This is a genomic window from Methylobrevis albus, from assembly GCF_015904235.1.
GTDB lineage: Bacteria > Pseudomonadota > Alphaproteobacteria > Rhizobiales > Pleomorphomonadaceae > Methylobrevis_A > Methylobrevis_A albus.
Genome location: NZ_JADZLT010000041.1, coordinates 49,949 through 66,548 on the forward strand (window position 1 = coordinate 49,949; position 16,600 = coordinate 66,548).

Annotated in this window: 15 protein-coding genes and 2 tRNA genes; 11 read left to right on the plus strand and 6 right to left on the minus strand. The window is 68.9% G+C overall.

What is annotated here, in order from left to right; all coding sequences use genetic code 11:
* Positions 1 to 51: 51 nt before the first annotated feature.
* A complete protein-coding gene (locus I5731_RS04700) occupies positions 52 to 1,437 on the minus strand; it encodes an aminotransferase (protein ID WP_197310217.1) in 1,386 nt (461 codons plus the stop codon).
* 178 nt (positions 1,438 to 1,615) lie between these two features.
* Positions 1,616 to 1,690 (minus strand) — tRNA-Gln (locus tag I5731_RS04705).
* A 654-nt stretch (positions 1,691 to 2,344) separates the two neighbouring features.
* Between I5731_RS04705 and I5731_RS04710 the strand changes: the two genes are divergently transcribed.
* Together I5731_RS04710 and I5731_RS04715 are read left to right on the plus strand one after the other, a co-directional pair.
* Positions 2,345 to 3,136, plus strand: a complete 792-nt coding sequence (locus tag I5731_RS04710; protein WP_197310218.1) for a sterol desaturase family protein — start codon at positions 2,345 to 2,347, stop codon at positions 3,134 to 3,136.
* 145 nt (positions 3,137 to 3,281) lie between these two features.
* Positions 3,282 to 3,358: transfer RNA gene (locus tag I5731_RS04715), tRNA-Pro, on the plus strand.
* Positions 3,359 to 3,938: 580 nt separating this feature from the next.
* Here the strand turns inward: I5731_RS04715 and I5731_RS04720 are convergent.
* Complete coding sequence (locus I5731_RS04720) at positions 3,939 to 4,682, minus strand: TSUP family transporter (RefSeq protein ID WP_197310219.1); 744 nt, start codon at positions 4,680 to 4,682, stop codon at positions 3,939 to 3,941.
* Positions 4,683 to 4,857: 175 nt separating this feature from the next.
* On the opposite strand from I5731_RS04720, the gene I5731_RS04725 reads away from it, so the two are divergent.
* Positions 4,858 to 5,883: a serine hydrolase domain-containing protein gene (locus I5731_RS04725; protein ID WP_197310220.1), complete on the plus strand. Its 1,026-nt coding sequence runs from the start codon at positions 4,858 to 4,860 to the stop codon at positions 5,881 to 5,883.
* 87 nt (positions 5,884 to 5,970) lie between these two features.
* Positions 5,971 to 6,888, plus strand: a complete 918-nt coding sequence (locus I5731_RS04730) for an MBL fold metallo-hydrolase (RefSeq protein ID WP_197310278.1) — start codon at positions 5,971 to 5,973, stop codon at positions 6,886 to 6,888.
* A 43-nt stretch (positions 6,889 to 6,931) separates the two neighbouring features.
* On the opposite strand, the gene I5731_RS04735 is transcribed toward I5731_RS04730, so the two are convergent.
* From I5731_RS04735 to I5731_RS04745, 3 genes are all read right to left on the minus strand, one after another.
* Positions 6,932 to 7,654 carry a DUF1499 domain-containing protein gene (locus tag I5731_RS04735; RefSeq protein WP_197310221.1) on the minus strand — a complete coding sequence of 241 codons (723 nt, stop codon included), beginning with the start codon at positions 7,652 to 7,654 and terminating at the stop codon, positions 6,932 to 6,934.
* A gap of 125 nt (positions 7,655 to 7,779) precedes the next feature.
* Entirely contained in the window at positions 7,780 to 7,932 is a 153-nt protein-coding gene (locus tag I5731_RS04740) for a hypothetical protein (protein ID WP_197310222.1), read from the minus strand.
* A gap of 24 nt (positions 7,933 to 7,956) precedes the next feature.
* A complete protein-coding gene (locus tag I5731_RS04745) occupies positions 7,957 to 8,226 on the minus strand; it encodes a hypothetical protein (RefSeq protein WP_197310223.1) in 270 nt (89 codons plus the stop codon).
* 80 nt (positions 8,227 to 8,306) lie between these two features.
* On the opposite strand from I5731_RS04745, the gene I5731_RS04750 reads away from it, so the two are divergent.
* From I5731_RS04750 to I5731_RS04780, 7 genes are all read left to right on the plus strand, one after another.
* On the plus strand, positions 8,307 to 9,743 hold the full coding sequence (locus I5731_RS04750; protein WP_197310224.1) for a UbiA family prenyltransferase: 1,437 nt from the start codon (positions 8,307 to 8,309) through the stop codon (positions 9,741 to 9,743).
* A complete protein-coding gene (locus tag I5731_RS04755) occupies positions 9,740 to 11,068 on the plus strand; it encodes an FAD-binding oxidoreductase (RefSeq protein WP_197310225.1) in 1,329 nt (442 codons plus the stop codon). Before I5731_RS04750 ends, I5731_RS04755 begins: the two co-directional genes overlap by 4 nt.
* A gap of 153 nt (positions 11,069 to 11,221) precedes the next feature.
* Complete coding sequence (locus tag I5731_RS04760) at positions 11,222 to 11,659, plus strand: DMT family transporter (protein WP_197310226.1); 438 nt, start codon at positions 11,222 to 11,224, stop codon at positions 11,657 to 11,659.
* Positions 11,656 to 12,666: an NAD-dependent epimerase/dehydratase family protein gene (locus tag I5731_RS04765; protein WP_197310227.1), complete on the plus strand. Its 1,011-nt coding sequence runs from the start codon at positions 11,656 to 11,658 to the stop codon at positions 12,664 to 12,666. The genes I5731_RS04760 and I5731_RS04765 overlap by 4 nt, the downstream gene beginning before the upstream one ends.
* Before the next feature lie 168 nt (positions 12,667 to 12,834).
* Positions 12,835 to 14,286: an aspartate aminotransferase family protein gene (locus I5731_RS04770; protein ID WP_197310228.1), complete on the plus strand. Its 1,452-nt coding sequence runs from the start codon at positions 12,835 to 12,837 to the stop codon at positions 14,284 to 14,286.
* A 124-nt stretch (positions 14,287 to 14,410) separates the two neighbouring features.
* On the plus strand, positions 14,411 to 15,646 hold the full coding sequence (locus tag I5731_RS04775; RefSeq protein ID WP_197310229.1) for a hypothetical protein: 1,236 nt from the start codon (positions 14,411 to 14,413) through the stop codon (positions 15,644 to 15,646).
* Positions 15,647 to 15,729: 83 nt separating this feature from the next.
* Positions 15,730 to 16,347 (plus strand): glutathione S-transferase family protein, encoded by a 618-nt coding sequence (locus tag I5731_RS04780; RefSeq protein WP_197310230.1) that lies wholly within the window; start codon positions 15,730 to 15,732, stop codon positions 16,345 to 16,347.
* Positions 16,348 to 16,600: the final 253 nt, after the last annotated feature.

Here is a 16,600-nt window from a genome sequence, read left to right on the forward strand (position 1 = left end):
AATCAATTCGCCTTCCGCGGCTCGGCAAGCGCCGCGGAAGGCGATGGTTCATCATGCTGCAGTGCGAAGATCTTCACGGGCGACGTGCGCCTCGCCGTCGGCGAGCGCCTTCTCGACCCGGTCGAACATCTCGTCGATCTCCGGCTCGGTGATGATCATCGGCGGGCAGAAGGCGATGGTGTCGCCGATCGCGCGCACGATGACGCCGTGCGCCTCGCCGTAGCGCGCGACGATGGCGCCGACCGTCTTCGCCGGCTCGAACGAACGCTTCGTCGCCTTGTCGGCGACGAGTTCGGCGCCGCCGACGAGGCCAACGGAGCGGACGTTGCCGACGAGGGGATGGTCGGCAAGCGCCTTGATGCGCTTTTCGAACAGCGGCGCGATGCGGCGGACGTGGCCGACGATGTCCATCCGCTGGTAGATCTCGAGCGTCTTCACGGCGATGGCGCAGCCGAGCGGATGGCCGCCATAGGTGAAGCCGTGACCGAAGGTGCCGATCTTCGCCGACTGCTGCTCCAGCATGTCGGTGATGAAGGCCGGCAACAGCAGCGCGCCGAGCGGCGCGTAGGCCGAGGTCATCTGCTTCGCCACCGACACCGTGTGCGGCTTCATGCCGAGCGTCGTCGCGCCGAACCAGTTGCCGGTGCGCCCGAAACCGCAGATCACCTCGTCGTCGATCAGCATGATGTCATGCTCCTCGAGGATCGGCTGGATCGCGGCGAAATAGCCCTCCGGCGGGATGATCACGCCGCCGGCGCCCATCACCGGCTCGGCGATCATCGCGGCGATGGTCTCGGGGCCCTCGGTCTCGATCATGCTGCGCAGGTTCGCCGCGAGCCGCGCCACGAACTCCGCCTCGCTCTCGCCCTCAGTGGCGAAGCGGTAGTACTGCGGGCAGTCGGTGTGGCGCACCGAGGCGACGGGCAGGTCGAAGTCGCGGTGGTTGTTCGGCAGGCCGGTCAGCGACGCCGACATCACGGTGACGCCGTGATAGGCCTTCACCCGGCTGATGATCTTCTTCTTCTCCGGCTTGCCCCGGGCGTTGTTGTAGTACCAGGCGAGCTTGATCTGGGTGTCGTTCGCCTCCGAGCCCGACGAGCAGTACAGCACCTTGTCGACCGGGCAGGGCGCGATCTCCTTCAGCTTCTCGGCGAGCTCGACCGCCGGCTCCATGCCCTTGCCACCGAACAGGTGGTAGTAGGGCAGCTTGCGCATCTGCTCCGTTGCGGCGTCGACCAGTTCCTCGTTGCCGAAGCCGAGCCCGGTGCACCAGAGCCCGGCCATCCCCTCGATGTATTCCTTGCCCTGGGTATCGTAGACGTAGATCCCCTTGCCATGCCCCATCACCAGCGGCCCGACCTCGCGCAGCTTGTGCAGCGGCGTATAGGGATGGACCACGGCGGCGAGATCGCGGGCCTGGGCATTGGTGAGCGGCATGGGCGGGCCTCGTTGCTGAACGATAGTACAGTGCGGGGGAGTCTAGCCTGCGGCAGCTGATTTGGGCAGGGGGACGGATGGGCAATCCGCGGGCATCGGCCTCAGGACGTGGCCGAATGTCAGGCGCCGGTGCCGTCGCGCAGCAGACTGGGAGACCCGGAGCGGTGCCTTGCCGGGCTGGCTGGGGCGCCAGGATTCGAACCTGGGAATGGCGGTACCAAAAACCGCTGCCTTACCACTTGGCGACGCCCCATTGCCGGGTGCCGCCTTGGCGGCGGCCGGACGACAGTGCCTATACAATCGCGCGATGCCGCCGTGCAAGCGTTCCGGGGCGGGGCGGGGCAATCCTGCGCGGGGAGGGGCGAGCGGGGCGGGCCGTGGAGCGGGATCCACCGTGGGCCTTGCCGGAACTCGCGGGGCCGGGTTCCACCCCTCTCCGTCCGCGCGGGGCCGGGGGCCTTCCTCTCGGGCCGCGCGGGGCCGGGTTCCCACCTCTAGGGTCGTCATCCCCGCGAAAGCGGGGATCCAACTCTCCGCGGGAGCGGCATTGCCGATGCGGCACGGTCGTGCCGCCCCATCTTCGCCCAGCCCGCCGAGAGTTGGATCCCCGCTTTCGCGGGGATGACGTGTGGAGAGGTTGAGGCGTTGAGCCGAGAGGTCTGGTCGAGGCGCCGAAAGGTCGAGTCGGCGAACCGAGAGCGCAACCTCCAGGAGCCGGGCGGTGGAAGACCGCAGGCTGCGCAGAACGGCACCGCGACGACCGCGTGGCAGACGACGCGGGGCGGCAATGCCCCGGTCACTTCCCCGTGCAGGCCATTCGCCCGGCTGGCGGACCACCCCGCGCAGCGCTAGGTGAGGTGTCGGGCGGCCGTATGGGCAGGGCGCCCGCGGAGCATCGAACCCAGGCATGGAAGCGGCGATCAGGTTTGCGATCTTCTTCGGCGTCTTCGCCGCCGTCGCCGCGGCCGAATGGGCATTGCCGAAGCGGGTGCCGGGGCCGGGGCGCTGGGCGCGCTGGCGGGTCAATATCTCGATCCTGATCCTCGACGTCGTGGTGCAGCGGCTGACGCTGGGGGCCGCGGCGCTTGCCGCCGCGCTCTATGCCGAGGCGAACGGCATCGGACTTTTCCATCTCGCCGGCGTACCGATGCTGATCGCGGCGCCGATCGGCTTCCTCGTGCTCGACTTCGCCGTCTGGTTGCAGCATGTCGCGAGCCACCGCGTGCCGCTGTTCTGGCGCCTGCACCAGGTGCACCACGCCGACCTCGAGGTCGACCTCACCACCGGCACCCGCTTTCACCCGGTGGAGATCCTGCTCTCCGCGCTGTGGAAGGTCGTCGTGGTCCTGGCGCTCGGCATCGACCCGTGGACGGTGATCGCCTTCGAGGCGGTGCTCAACGCCGCCTCCGTGTTCAGCCACGCCAACCTCAGCCTGCCGGCCGGCCTCGACCGGCTGCTGCGCCGCGTCGTGGTTACGCCGGACATGCACCGGGTGCATCATTCGGTGATCCCCGCCGAGACCGATTCCAACTACGGCTTCTTCCTCTCGGTCTGGGATCGCCTCTTCGGCACGATGGTCGAGCAGCCTGCCGCAGGCCACGCCGGCATGACCATCGGCCTCTCCGAGCACCGCGACCCGCAGCGCCTCGGCCTCGCCCGCCTGCTGATGATGCCGTTCGAGCGGCGGAAACCGCGCTGAGCGGGCGGGGCGGATGTCGCCTCGCCACCCATGTCTCGGCGGCCAAGCCCTTGGTTTTTCTCGCCACCGCCATCGATGCGCCGAACCCGAAAATCCCCCTTGCGGCCCCCCGGTCGCGCGGCTATAACCCCGGCCACCAGAGAGTCGGAGTGTAGCGCAGCCTGGTAGCGCACCTCGTTCGGGACGAGGGGGTCGTGTGTTCGAATCACACCACTCCGACCATTTTTCCTACTGATATCTGTCGAACGCCCAGCGCCGCCGAGCGGCTGGTGACGTGTGCTCGGCGTCAAGGTTCCCTCGCGCTTGGTCGGCCGACAGTCTCGATGGACGCAGCAGCTCTGCGGTTCAACTGCCTTTGCATCCGTTGAATGGCTGCGACGATTGGAAGAACCCGGAAGTTCGCCGGCGCCCCGGCTTTTCCCTCGCCCTTCGAGACAGCCGCTGCGCGGCTTCCTCAGGATGAGGGAAAAGGACAAGTGACTGCANAAAACCTCGGAGGCCTCATCCTGAGGAAGCCGCGCAGCGGCTGTCTCGAAGGGCGAGGCCGGGTGCACCGACCTCTGCCGTTGGCTAAAGCGGGACAGCCGTGCTGGACGTCATGGTCCGCGCAGGCGGACCATCCACGAAGCGGCGTCTCGTGTATTTTTAAAGAAGTGATCGGGCTCGGCGTAGGTGCAAATGCCGGCCGGACTGAGTTTTTGGCCCTCGTGGATGGTCCGCCTGCGCGGACCATGACGATCACAACGTATCGTTCACGCGAAACGACAGTCTATCGCCGGTCTGGCGAACCGCCTGATGGCTTTCACCCCCCGAACGTCAGCATCAGCCCCCGCGTCAAATAAATCGCCCCGATCACCGTCACCACCCAGCGCACCCAGCGGCGGAAATTGGCGTCGGTGATGCGTTGCAGGATGGCGTGGCCGGCGGCGGTGCCGGCGATGGCGAAGGGGAGGGAGAGCGCGATGGCGCCGGCCTCGGTCATGCCGAGCACCGAGGCCGAGCGCCAGTAGAACGCAACCTTCACGCCGTGCGAGATCACCTGCAGCGCCGCCTTGGTGGCGATCACCGTGCGGCGGTCGAGCTGGGTGCGGATGAAGAACACGTCCACCGTCGGCCCGGCGACGCCCACCGTCAGCGTCAGCGCGCCGCCGATGAAGCCGCAGACGACGGCCTGCGGCGGGCGTGAGGCGTCGAGCGTGAACCAGTGCGCCGGGATCCAGACGAGAATCGGCATCAGCCCGACGACGATCGAGACGAGGCGAACGTCGGGCGTGTAGTCGACGACGAGCAGCAGCAGCGTGGCGCCGGCGAGCCCCGAGATGGCAAAGCCGAGAATATGCCAGTCGGCGTAGCGCCGCGACATCACGGCGCGCGAGCCGTTGGCGGCGAACTGGATCACGCCGTGCACCGCCATCGCCGCGGTGGCGGGCAGCGCCAGCAGCAGCACCCAGAGCAGCACCAGCCCGCCGGCCATGCCGAACACGCCGGAGAGGGCGGAGGTGAGGAACACCGTCGCGACGAGGCCGAACCCGATGAGTATGCCCAAGCCGATGCACCTCCGTTGCCGTCCTGCTTCACCACGCCGGGCGGCGCAGGGCAAGTGCTTGTCCGTACAAAGTCTGCCGCGGTGCACGCGAAATTGATCGCGACGACGGCGTCCCGCCTCGGCTTTGCCACATCGCGCGGTCGACGATGAGTCCTCATTGCCGGAAGGACCCTCGATGCCGTTGATCGATCGCCGTCGCCTGTTGCTTGCCTCCGCGGGGCTGATCGGCTTCGCCGCCACCCGCCCGGCGTTTGGCGCCGTTCAGCCCCAGTTTTCCGACGTCGTTGCCGCGGCGCGGCAGTATCCGCAGCTGCGTACGGTGCTGGTCGACCGGGGCGGCACCATGGTGCTCAGCGAGACGCTGTCCGGGCCGGCGCCGGAGCGGGCGGTGAATGTGAAATCGGTGTCGAAGACGATCCTCGCGACGCTGGTCGGCATCGCTATCGACCGCGGGCATCTGAAAGGCGTCGACGAGCCCATCGCGCCGCACTTCCGCGACAAGCTTCCGAAATCCCCCGATCCACGACTGGAGCGCGTCACGGTCGGCCATCTCCTGGCGATGCGCAGCGGGCTGGAGCGCACCTCGGGCGCCAACTACGGCCGCTGGACGGCGAGCACCGACTGGGTGCGCTTCGCGCTCGGCCGGCCGTTCGTCGACGAGCCGGGCGGACGGATGCTCTATTCGACCGGCAACTCGCACGTCCTCGGCGCACTCCTCGTCCGCCGCACCGACCGCACGCTGCTGCAGCTCGCGCGCGAGTGGCTCGGCGAGCCGCTCGGCATCACCATCTCGCCCTGGCCGCGCGACCCGCAGGGGCTCTATTTCGGCGGCAACGACATGACGCTGTCGCCCGAGGCGCTGCTGCGCTTTGCCCGGATGACGCTGGCCGGCGGTGAGTTCGAGGGCCGGCGCGTCGTCTCGAAGGCCTGGATCGACGCCGCCTTCGTGCCGCAGGCGCGCTCGCCGCACACCGGCCACGCCTATGGCTACGGCTGGTTCCAGATGGGTCCAGCGGATCGGCCGGTCCATTACGGCTGGGGCTACGGCGGCCAGATGGTCTACGTCGTGCCGCACCTCGGCCTTTCGGTGGTGATCACCTCCGACCCCGCCAGCCCCTCCGGCCGCACCGGCTACGTCCGCGACCTGCATGCGCTGCTGGCCGAGGAGATCATCCCGGCGGTGACGGCCAGCGCGGGCTGAAACAGCGACGTCCGGCTGCGGCGATCGGGTGGGTGCCGCCGCGTCGGCGGCGGGCTATGCTCGGCCGACGGGAGGGGTGTCTTGGCGATCCAGCAGCTTGTTTTCGACCGGGCGTTCGAGCCCGACTATGGCGTCGCCGTCGAGGTGGCGCCGGGGGTGCGGCGGCTGACGGCGCGCAACGCCGGGCCGTTCACCTTCCGCGGCACCAACAGCTGGCTGATCGGCACCTCGGAACTGGTGGTGATCGACCCAGGGCCGGCGGACGAGCAGCACCTTGCCGAGCTGCTGGCGGCGATCGGCGGCCGGCCGGTGAGCCATATCCTGGTGACGCACACCCACCGCGACCATTCGCCGGGCGCCGCGGCGCTGGCGCGGGCGACGGGGGCGATGCTGGTCGGCGAGGGGCCGCACCGGCCGGCGCGGCCGCTGGCGGCGACGGCGCAGACCGAAGCCTCCGCCGACCGGGATTTCCGGCCCGACCTGTTGCTTGGCGACGGCGACCGGCTGCCGACCGCCGCCGGCGAATTCACCGCGCTGGCGACGCCCGGCCACACCGCCAACCACCTCGCCTTCGCGCTCGCCGGCAGCGATCTCGTCTTTTCGGGCGACCATGTCATGGGCTGGTCGACGACGATCGTCGCGCCGCCGGATGGCGCGATGGCCGACTACATGCGCTCGCTGGACCGGCTGGAGGCACTCGGGCCGACCCGCCTGCTGCCCGGCCACGGCGGCATCGTCGCCGACGGGGCGGGCTTCATCGCCGGGCTGCGGGCGCACCGCAAAGCGCGCGAGGCCGCGATCGTCGATGCGGTGGCGGGCGGCGCGGCGGAGATCCCGGCGATCGTGGCGAGGGTCTATGCCGGGCTCGACCCGAAGCTCGTCGGTGCCGCGGCGCTGTCGGTGCTCGCCCATCTTGACGATCTCGCCGAGCGCGGCCTCGTGCGCGCCACCGGACCGGCGGGCGACGCGCAGGCCGGCCTCGACGCGCTGTTCCGTTTGTCCTGACTCCGGGGCCTGACGCCGGGGCCGGACGCCGCGGCGGGCGCGCCTACTGCTCGGCCGGGCGGCGCAGGCCCTCGCCGAGGGCGGCGAAGAAATCGTCGATCCGGCGCTGGCCCAGCCCGCCGTCGACCGTGCCGATCCGGAACGCCGTGGTGAGGTCGGCGCGGGCGCCGCCCGGCGCCGGCCGGATCCGCACCGTGACGTCGGCCGGCACGGCGAGCAGCAGCGTTCGGGTCTCGGCCGCAAAGCCGCCCGCGTCCCCCTCGGCGCCGGGCTCGTCCTCGGAGAGAATCGTCCAGCCGAGTTCGAGCGCCGCGGCGCGGGCGGCGGCGAAGAGCTCGACGGAGGACATCGGATAGCGCCGGCCGGAGATCGCCGCGTCCGGCGCGATCACGGCGCGGCCGTCGGCGGCGACCGGGCGGCCGGCCAGCGGCGGCGGGTCGCCGGGATCGGTGGTGGCGATCGCCCCCGGCGGCGCGAGCCGGAGACCGACACCCGCCGCGACGAACGGCGCCAGCACCACGAGCGCCAACACCCCCGTCAGCAGCGAATGGCCGAACCCGGAGGCCCCGTCGCGCCAGATGTCGCGCCAGGCGACGAGGGTCGCGAGCAGCGCGGCGAGGGTTGCAAGGAGCGCTGCGCCGAGCGCGACCAACAGGGTCGGCGTGTCGATGAGGTCGATGCGATGCGCGAGATCGGCCTCGATGACGAGGAGCGCCGCGAACACCGCCAGCCGGCGGCCCCAGCCGAGCCCGCGGGCTCGCCACACTATCTGGCGTCGGTTCATGCCGGTCCCGGTTGTCGCGGGCGGGCTGCGCCGCGCCGCCGATCCTGCGCACCGTCGTCGATCGCCGGCAGCCGGTCAACCGGATGATGGGAGAGGGATCCGCGCCGTCAGAAGCCGCCGGCCCCGACCAGGGTGGTTGCGACGATGACCGCGAAGGCGGCGGCGACCAGCGCGACGTCGAGAATGCGGTAGGCGCGCGCGCCCAGCGATGCGGAACGCTGGCGGCGGGACCCGGTGCTCGACTGATCGGTGGCCGACATGGCGATGGCTCCATCGCTGTGAACTCAATGGTCGTATTCTCTACCAAGCTGGTGGGGTTGGTCCATTCCATTGATTCCGGCGGCTTGGAACAGGTTGGCGCCGCGCGGAGCGGCCGGAGAAGATTTTTCCGACGCGTCGGCTATCGCCGCTTTCCGGGCCTTTCCCGATAGGGCCGAGATTCGGTGATCGGCTTTTGCTCCCGTTAACCACCGAAACAAGTCGAAGCCCCAGCCGCGGGTTGTCGCCGCACTCGTTAACGGGTGATCCGCCTTGGCGTGGTAGAAGCTGGGCATACGACGACATCTCGTTTTCAAGTCTTCGATCGCCCGGATGTGCAAGTCCGGGTTCGACTGAGTGGTGCAGGGGCAGAATCATGGATGCACGCGTCGGTGAACTGACGACAATACCCTGCTGCGTCGACCTCGACGGCACGTTGGTGGCGACAGATACGCTGCACGAAGGTGTATTGGCGCTCTTGAAGCTCAATCCGCTCTTCCTGTTCCTGCTGCCGTACTGGCTTCTGCACGGCAAGGCGCGGCTGAAGCGCGAGGTCGCCCTGCGCACGCGGCTCGACCCGGCGCTGCTGCCCTACCGGCCCGAGGTGCTGGCGGCGCTCCATGACTGCCGCGCGAACGGCCGCCGGATCTATCTCACCACCGGTGCGCACCAGACGGTCGCCGAGGGCGTTGCAAAGCACCTCGGCATCTTCGACGGCGTCTTTTCCACCGACGGCGACGTCAACCTCACCTCGCATGCCAAGCGCGAACTGCTGGTCGCCAAGTTCGGCGAAGCCGGCTTCGACTATTTCGGCAACAGCCGTGAGGACATCGAGATCTTCGAGCACGCCCGCCAGGTCACGGTGGTGGCGCCCGACCGCACGGCGCGCGGCTGGAGCCGGCGCAACGCGTCCGGCCTGATCGACCACCCGGCCGGGCTGCTGAAGCCGCTGATCAAGGCGATCCGCGTCCACCAGTGGATGAAGAACGTGCTGATCGCCGTGCCGCTGATCCTCGCGCACCAGCACGACGAGTTCGGCGCCGTGCTCGCCGCGGTGACGGCCTTCTTCGCCTTCAGCTTTGCGGCCTCCGCCGTCTACATCCTCAACGACCTGATGGACCTCTCGTCCGACCGTCGCCACGCGACCAAGCGGCGCCGGCCGTTCGCCGCCGGCACGCTGTCGGTCTCTGCCGGGATCAAGACCGCGGTCGTCCTCGTCGCCGCTTCGATCGGTCTTGCGACACTGCTGCCGCCGCTGTTCGGCGTGGCCCTCGGCGTCTACGCGGTGATCACCACGGCCTATTCGCTGTCGCTGAAGCGGATGCTGCTCGTCGACGTCATCACGCTCGCCAGCCTCTACACGCTGCGTGTTCTCGCCGGCGCCGCGGCGACCGGGGCAGGGGTGTCGTTCTGGCTGCTCTCCTTCTCGATGTTCTTCTTCCTCGGCCTCGCCCTCGTGAAGCGCTACGTCGAGCTCAGCGGCCAGGAGAAGTCCGAAGTCCGCATCGAGGGGCGCGGCTACCGCCCGGCCGACATCGACGTGATCATGACCAGCGGCCTTGCGGCGTCCTTCGTCTCGACGCTGGTGCTGGCGCTCTACATCGACAGCGCCGAGGTCCGCCAGCTCTACGGCCAGCCGTGGCTGCTGTGGCCGCTCTGCCCGATGGTGCTCTACATCACCATGCGCATCTGGGTGCTGGCGCGCCGCGAGGAGATGCACGACGACCCGGTCGTGTTCATCCTGAAGGACTGGCGCAGCCAGATCGTCATCGCCCTCGGCGCCGTCCTCGTGTTCACGGCGACCGTCGGATGAGCCCGCGCTTCGAAAGCTGGGGCCGGCTCGGCGGCCCCGCGCAGACCGGCATCGCGCTCGCCGGCTGGCGCACCGCCGCCGGCAGCGTGCTCCCCTACGGCAACGGCCGCAGCTACGGCGACAGCTGTTTCAACAGCGCCGGCGCGCTGGTCGACATGCGCGGCCGCAATCGTATCCTCGGGCTCGATCCCGAAACCGGCGTCATCCGCTGCGAGCCGGGCGTAATGCTCTGGCAGATCGCGGAGGCCGCCGCGCCGTACGGCCTGTTCCTGCCGGTGACGCCCGGCACCCGCTTCGTCACCATCGCCGGCGCCGTCGCCAACGACGTGCACGGCAAGAACCATCACCGCCGCGGCACCCTCGGCCGCCATGTCGCGTCGCTGCGGCTCGAGCGCTCGGACCGCGCGACGACCGACTGTTCGCCGACCGACAACGCGGCACTGTTCTCAGCCACGATCGGCGGCATGGGGCTCACCGGCATCATCACCGAGGTGGCGCTGACGCTGATGCGGGTGCCGTCGCTGGCGATCCGCCAGGTCAGCCACCGCTTCGAGCGGCTGGACGACTATTTCGAGCTCAGCGACGCGCACGACGACGACCACGAGTATTCGGTCGCCTGGATCGACCAGCTCGCCCGCGGCGACCGCTTTGGCCGCGGCGTGCTGATGCTCGGCGATCACGCATCCGAGGGCGGTCTCGACGCCACCCCGGCGCGGCCGCTCGGCACCGTGCCGTTCACCCCGCCGTTGAGCGCACTCAACCGCCTGACGCTGACCGCCTTCAACGCGCTCTACTACGGCCGCGCGCCGATGGGGCGCAGCGAAGCCACCGTGCGCTGGGACAGCTATTTCTATCCGCTCGACCGGGTGATCGGCTGGAACCGGCTCTATGGCCCGCGCGGGCTGATGCAGCATCAGTCGGTGGTGCCGGAGCGCGGCGGCCGCGAGGCGGTGCGCGAGCTGCTCTCCTGCGCCGCGCGGCACGGGCAGGGCTCGTTCCTCACCGTGCTGAAGCGCTTCGGCGACGTGCCCTCGCCGGGCCTGCTGTCGTTCCCGCGCGCCGGCTACACGCTGACCCTCGATTTCCCGCACGCCGGGCCGCGCACGCTGGCGCTGATGGCCGAGCTCGACGCGATCACGGTCGCCGCCGGCGGCGCGGTCAATCCCTACAAGGACGCCCGCATGTCGCCGGCGACCTTCGCGGCTTCGTTCCCGAACTGGCGCACGCTCGAAGCGCAGCGCGACCCGAAGATCCTCTCGGATTTCTGGCGCCGCACCGCGCTGCAACTCGGCGCCGAACGGCCGCTGGCCGAGGCGGCGGAGTAACGTCAAAAATTAGAGTTACTGGAAAATTACTTCGATATCCGAGTATTTTTGGTTCGAGTTGGGAAAATCGAAAAACGTTTCCAGTAAAATTCGCTTCAATTCGATGCCAACGGGCTCGAGGCAGTGTCAGGGTGCGGGGATGCGGCGGCAATGATGAAATATCTACCATTCATTCTCTTCACCGTGCTGACCAATGCGGCGGCGCAGGTGATGCTGAAATACGGCATGATGAACCTCGGCGCGCTACAGTTCAGCGCCGACACGATGGTCCAGCGCGTCTTTCAGATCCTGTTTCAGCCCTGGGTGTTCGCCGGCCTGACGATGTTCGTCATCTCGATGGCCTCGCACCTGTTCGTGCTGTCGCGGGTCGAGCTCTCCTTCGCCTACCCGTTCCTCAGCCTCGCCTATGTCGCTGTCGCGGCCTTCGCGTTCTTCGTCTTCGGCGAGGACCTCAACGCCTACCGGATCGGCGGCATCGCCCTGATCTGCCTCGGCACCGTTCTCATCGCCCAGAGCGGCGTCTCGTCCTCGCACGATGTCGCCGCTGCTGATGCCACCACTCACGAACTCCCCCGGAAGGCAGTCCAATGAGGCACATCATCTATGGTGGCGACGGCTTCGTCGGTCGTCATCTCGCGCAGAAGCTCGTCGCCGATGGCGAAGAGGTCGTCGTCGCCGACATCGTGAAGAGCGAACTGCCGCATTACGCGCAGGCCCGCTTCATCCACACCGACGTGACCGATGCGGCGGCCGTCCGGGCCGTCGGCCTGAAGCCGGACGACATGGTCTACAACCTGTCGGCCAAGATGCTGTCGCCGATCGTCACCCGCGCCGAGCGCCACGAGTTCTTCTTCCCCGTGAATTTCTACGGCACGAAGAACATCATGGAGGCGATGGGCGACGCCGGCGCCGACCGCCTGGTGCACTACACCACCGACATGATCTACGGCCACACCTACAGCTGGCCGCAGACCGAAGAGCATCCGGCGGTGCCGCTCGGCGAATACGGCCTCTCGAAGCTGAAGACCGAGGAACTCGCCGCCGAGTGGCGCACCCGCGGCATGCGCGTGTCGCTGTTCCGGCCGCGCCTGATCATCGGCCCGGGCCGGCTCGGCATCCTCGCCAAGCTGTTCAAGCTGATCGACTGGAACCTGCCGGTGCCGATGATCGGTTCGGGCAAGAACCCCTACCAGTTCATCTCGGTGTTCGACTGCGCCGAAGCCGCGCGGCTCGCCTGGAAGGCGGGCGTGCCGAACGAGGCCTACAACCTCGGTTCGAACGAGCCGCCGCCGGTGCGCAAGCTGCTCGGCGACCTGATCCGCTTCGCCGGATCGAAGTCGATCCTGGTGCCGACGCCGGCCTGGGCGGTGAAGAAGACGCTCGACCTGCTCGACGCCGTCAACCTGCCGATCATGGACCCGGAGCAGTATTTGATCGCCGACGAGATGTGCATCCTCGATTGCACCAAGGCCGAGCGCGACCTCGGCTGGGTGGCGAAGTATCGCGACGAGGACATGCTGATCGCCGCCTACCGCGAGTACCGCGCCAAGAAGACCGGCGCGGCCCACGCACCCGGCGCGGCCGTTCCGGCGGAATGACCTTGCCGCGCGGACGGCGCCAGTCGGCGCCGCCCGCAGCGCGCCAAATTTGACCGGCCGGCGGCGCGTCGCCCCGGCTTGGGTCCGCCGCCCGTCGCGGCTGCGGACACGACACTTCGAACCCGAACCAACCGTTCAACGCCTTGCCGTCCCGGAGGGACAGACCCGATGCTCGATCGTGCTTACCGCCTGCCCGTCGAGGAGCCGGCCGAACTCGCCCCCGTCGTGAAGCCGCCGCTGCTCAGCGTCGACGACGCCAAGGCGATGGACCTCCCGAAGATGACGGAGCTGTTCCGCGACCACATCAACCCCGGCCAGCTCCACTTCATGAAGCTGCTCGGCTTCAACCGGGTGAAGGTCGAGCGTGCCGAAGGCATGTACTACATCGACCAGAACGGCCGGAAGATCCTCGACTTCTTCGGCGGCTTCGGCTCGCTGGCGCTCGGCCACAACCACCCGCGCATCCTCGCCGCCCGCCAGAAGTTCCAGGACGAGCAGCGCCACGAGATCGCGATCGCCTTCCTGTCGCAGTACGCCTCGGCGCTCGCCTACAACCTCGCCCAGATCTCGCCCGGCGACCTCGACATGGTCTTCCTCGGCTCGACCGGCTCGGAAGCGATGGAAGCGGCCGTGAAGGTCGCCGAGCGCGCCGCCGGCCCGAAGCGGCCGAAGATCGTCTATGCGGAGAATTCGTTCCACGGCAAGACCAAGGGCGTGCTGTCGCTCACCGACAGCCCGCTCTACCGCGGCGAATTCCGCCTCGTCGGCGATACGGTCAAGGTGCCGTTCGGTGACATCGAGGCGATCCGCCGGGCCTTCGAGAGCGACCCGACGATCGGCGTGATCGTGCTCGAGACCATCCAGGGCGGCGGCGGCATCATCCAGGCCCCCGAGGGCTTCTGGAAGCAACTGCGCGCGCTCTGCGACAAGCACGGCGTGCTCTGGGTCGCGGACGAAGTGCAGTGCGGCGTCGGCCGCTCGGGCAAGTTCTACGCCTTCGAATACGAGAACGTGGTGCCGGACGTGACGGCGCTGGCAAAGTCGCTCGGCGGCGGCAAGACCGCGATGGCGGCGATGATCGCCCGCCGCGAGGTCTACATGAAGGCCTACGGCTCGCCGAAGACGGCGATGATCCACGCCCAGGCCACCTTCGGCGGCATCGGCGAAGCCTGCGTCACCGCGATCGAGACGCTGAACGTCCTCTACGACGAGAACCTGATCGAGAACTCGGCGAAGCAGGGCGCCTACCTGCTGCAGCGGCTGGAGGCGATCCGCCAGAAGCATCCGAAGCTCGTCAAGGAAGTGCGCGGCCGCGGCCTGTTCGTCGGCCTCGAGTTCCAGGACTTCTCGCAGACGCTGCCGATGGTGCTGAAGCCGATGGTGGCGATGCTGGACGACAAGCTGAAGGGCTCGCTGTCGGGCTTCATCGGCGCGCTCCTGTTGCGCGACTACGGCGTGCTCGTCGCCTTCACCGAGTACAACCGCAACGTCATCCGCCTCGAGCCGCCGCTGATCTGCGAGGCCGAGCACGTCGACGCCTTCTGTGATGCCCTCGACGACCTCCTGTCGCGCGGCATCACCGGCATCGTGAAGGACTTCCTGATGTCGCAGGTCAACTGACCGGCGACCACCGGACAGCATCCCTCGGCAAGAACAACCTTCTCCCCGCGCGGGGAGAAGGCTCGCCCCTCGACGACTGCCGACCGCAAGGGCGCAAGGCCCGAGGTCGGGTGGAGACGACCCCATGAGCGTCACCGACCTCCGCGCCGCCCTGACCCAGCCTCCGCCGCCGCGACCGGCGCCCGTCGATGCGCCGGTGGTCGGCGCCGCCGGGCGCCTCGTCGCCGGCTGGATGAGCGAGGCGCTCGTGACCCGCCTCGCGCAGGTCGTGTTCCTCGCCTTCGTCTGCTTCAGCGCGGCGGGCGCCTGGGTGAAGCCGCTCTACGACTGGGACACGGTGGCCTACATCGCGGTCGCCATGGAGCCGGACTACAGCGATCCGGTCGCGCTCCACCGCGATGCCTTCGCGCTGGTCGAGAAGCACGCCGCGCCGGCCGGCAAGTGGTACTTCTTCACCGCCGAGAACGAGTACAAGGCGCACCAGTACGCGAACGCCGAGAGCTTCGTCTCGCAGCTGCCGATGTACCGGGTGAAGCCCGCCTATGTCGCGGCGATCCGGGCGCTGTCGGGCGTCGCCGACCCCTTCGTCGCGACCAAGATCATCGCCGTGCTCTCGACGCTCGCTGCCGGCCTCGTCGTGTTCTGGTGGATGAGCCGGCGCGGCTTCGCCCAGGCCGGCCTGCTGCTCGCCCCCGTGATGGCGATCGGCGGCTTCTTCCACATGGCGCTGCTCGCGACCCCCGACATGCCCTATGCGGCGCTCGGCCTCGCCGGGCTCTATCTCCTCGCCAAGGGGCGTGACTGGGCGGCCGTGCCGCTGCTGCTCGCCATGTTCCTGATGCGCGTCGACGCGATCATCCTTCTGTTCGCGCTGCTGCTGGCTGCCCTTGCCTTCCGCACGGCGGTGAAGCCGCTCGCCGTCACCTTCGCCGTGGCGCTCGCCGCCTATTTCGCGATCTCGGCGGCGGCCGGGCACATCGGCTGGTGGCCGCACTTCGTGTTCTCCAACATCGAGATCCAGAACACGCTGGTCGGCTTTGCGCCCGAGTTCAGCCTGAAGGTCTACCTCGAGGGCATTTTCCGCGGCGTCGTCCTTGCGGTGCGCGACTACAACTGGCCGGCCATGATGCTGGTGTTCATCGTCGGCGGGCTGATGCTGGTGCGTGGCGGCGTCCGCTTCGAGCGCCGGGCGGCGATGCTGCTCTTCGCCCTCCTGCTCGCCTTCGGCGGCAAGTTCGTCACCTTCCCGCTGCCGGTCGACCGCAACTACTTCCTGTTCGTGGTGGCGACGGCGCTGGTGCTGCTCGAGGCCTGGAAGCCGCGCATGGATCTTGCCGGCCTCTCGCGGCCGGGACGCTGATCGCGGCACGGTGATCGCCCGGCCGCTTGCACGGCCCCTTGCGGCATGGAACCTTCGGCGCCCGACGGGAAAGGGGCGCTGCCATGAAAATCTGGGGCCGGATCAATTCGACCAACGTGCGCAAGGCGTTGTGGGCGGCGGAGGAAGCCGGCGTCGCCTATGATCATGAATCGGCGGGCGGCGCCTTCGGCATCGTCGATTCGCCCGCGTTCCGCGCGATGAACCCGAACGGCCTCGTGCCGGTGCTGGAAGACGACGGCCTCGTGCTCTGGGAATCGAACGCCGTGACGCGCTATCTCGCGGCGCGCTATGCGCCCGGCACGCTCTATCCGGAGGATCCCGCCACCCGCGCCGTCGGCGACAAGTGGATGGACTGGACGGTGACGACGATCGCGCCGGCGCTCCGCCCGCTGTTCTGGGGCCTGCTGCGCACCCCGCCCGCCGAACGCGACCTCGCCGCGATCGACGCCGCGCGTCTGCAGATGGCGAAGCTGCTCGCGATGCCCGACGCGGCGCTGCAGGATGCGCCGTATCTTTCGGGCGAGAGCTTCGCGATGGGCGACATCCCGCTCGGCTGCGTCGCCTACGCCTGGTTCGAACTCCCCATCGAGCGCCCCGACCTGCCGCACCTCGCCGCCTGGTACGAGCGCCTGAAGACCCGCCCGGCCTTCGTCAAGGCGGTGATGACGCCGCTGACGTGAGGGGGGGTGTAGCCCCACGACGGACCCCATCCCTCCCCCTTGTGGGGAGGGTGGCCCGCCGGAGGCGGGGTCGGGAGGGGTTACGGCCTCTCCGCGAACTGTGCGCAAGTGCAGATTCGACCAGCTTCAGCTTAACTGACGTTTGAATTCGAGGCGCCGCCGCTACCCCTCCCGACCCCGCTTCGCGGGGCCACCCCTGCTACGGAGCCGCGGGTCTCCTCCGCCTGCTGCGCAGCCCCACGAGGGGGAGGGA

What these genes read in the sequence shown, in the direction of transcription:
- I5731_RS04775 (WP_197310229.1), top strand. Translation starts at nt 14,411, where the DNA reads ATGAGCGTCACCGACCTCCGCGCCGCCCTGACCCAGCCTCCGCCGCCG.
- I5731_RS04750 (WP_197310224.1), top strand. Translation starts at nt 8,307, where the DNA reads ATGGATGCACGCGTCGGTGAACTGACGACAATACCCTGCTGCGTCGAC.
- I5731_RS04725 (WP_197310220.1), top strand. Translation starts at nt 4,858, where the DNA reads ATGCCGTTGATCGATCGCCGTCGCCTGTTGCTTGCCTCCGCGGGGCTG.
- I5731_RS04780 (WP_197310230.1), top strand. Translation starts at nt 15,730, where the DNA reads ATGAAAATCTGGGGCCGGATCAATTCGACCAACGTGCGCAAGGCGTTG.
- I5731_RS04700 (WP_197310217.1), bottom strand. Translation starts at nt 1,437, where the DNA reads ATGCCGCTCACCAATGCCCAGGCCCGCGATCTCGCCGCCGTGGTCCAT.
- I5731_RS04765 (WP_197310227.1), top strand. Translation starts at nt 11,656, where the DNA reads ATGAGGCACATCATCTATGGTGGCGACGGCTTCGTCGGTCGTCATCTC.
- I5731_RS04755 (WP_197310225.1), top strand. Translation starts at nt 9,740, where the DNA reads ATGAGCCCGCGCTTCGAAAGCTGGGGCCGGCTCGGCGGCCCCGCGCAG.
- I5731_RS04740 (WP_197310222.1), bottom strand. Translation starts at nt 7,932, where the DNA reads ATGTCGGCCACCGATCAGTCGAGCACCGGGTCCCGCCGCCAGCGTTCC.
- I5731_RS04760 (WP_197310226.1), top strand. Translation starts at nt 11,222, where the DNA reads ATGAAATATCTACCATTCATTCTCTTCACCGTGCTGACCAATGCGGCG.
- I5731_RS04770 (WP_197310228.1), top strand. Translation starts at nt 12,835, where the DNA reads ATGCTCGATCGTGCTTACCGCCTGCCCGTCGAGGAGCCGGCCGAACTC.
- I5731_RS04745 (WP_197310223.1), bottom strand. Translation starts at nt 8,226, where the DNA reads ATGCCCAGCTTCTACCACGCCAAGGCGGATCACCCGTTAACGAGTGCG.
- I5731_RS04710 (WP_197310218.1), top strand. Translation starts at nt 2,345, where the DNA reads ATGGAAGCGGCGATCAGGTTTGCGATCTTCTTCGGCGTCTTCGCCGCC.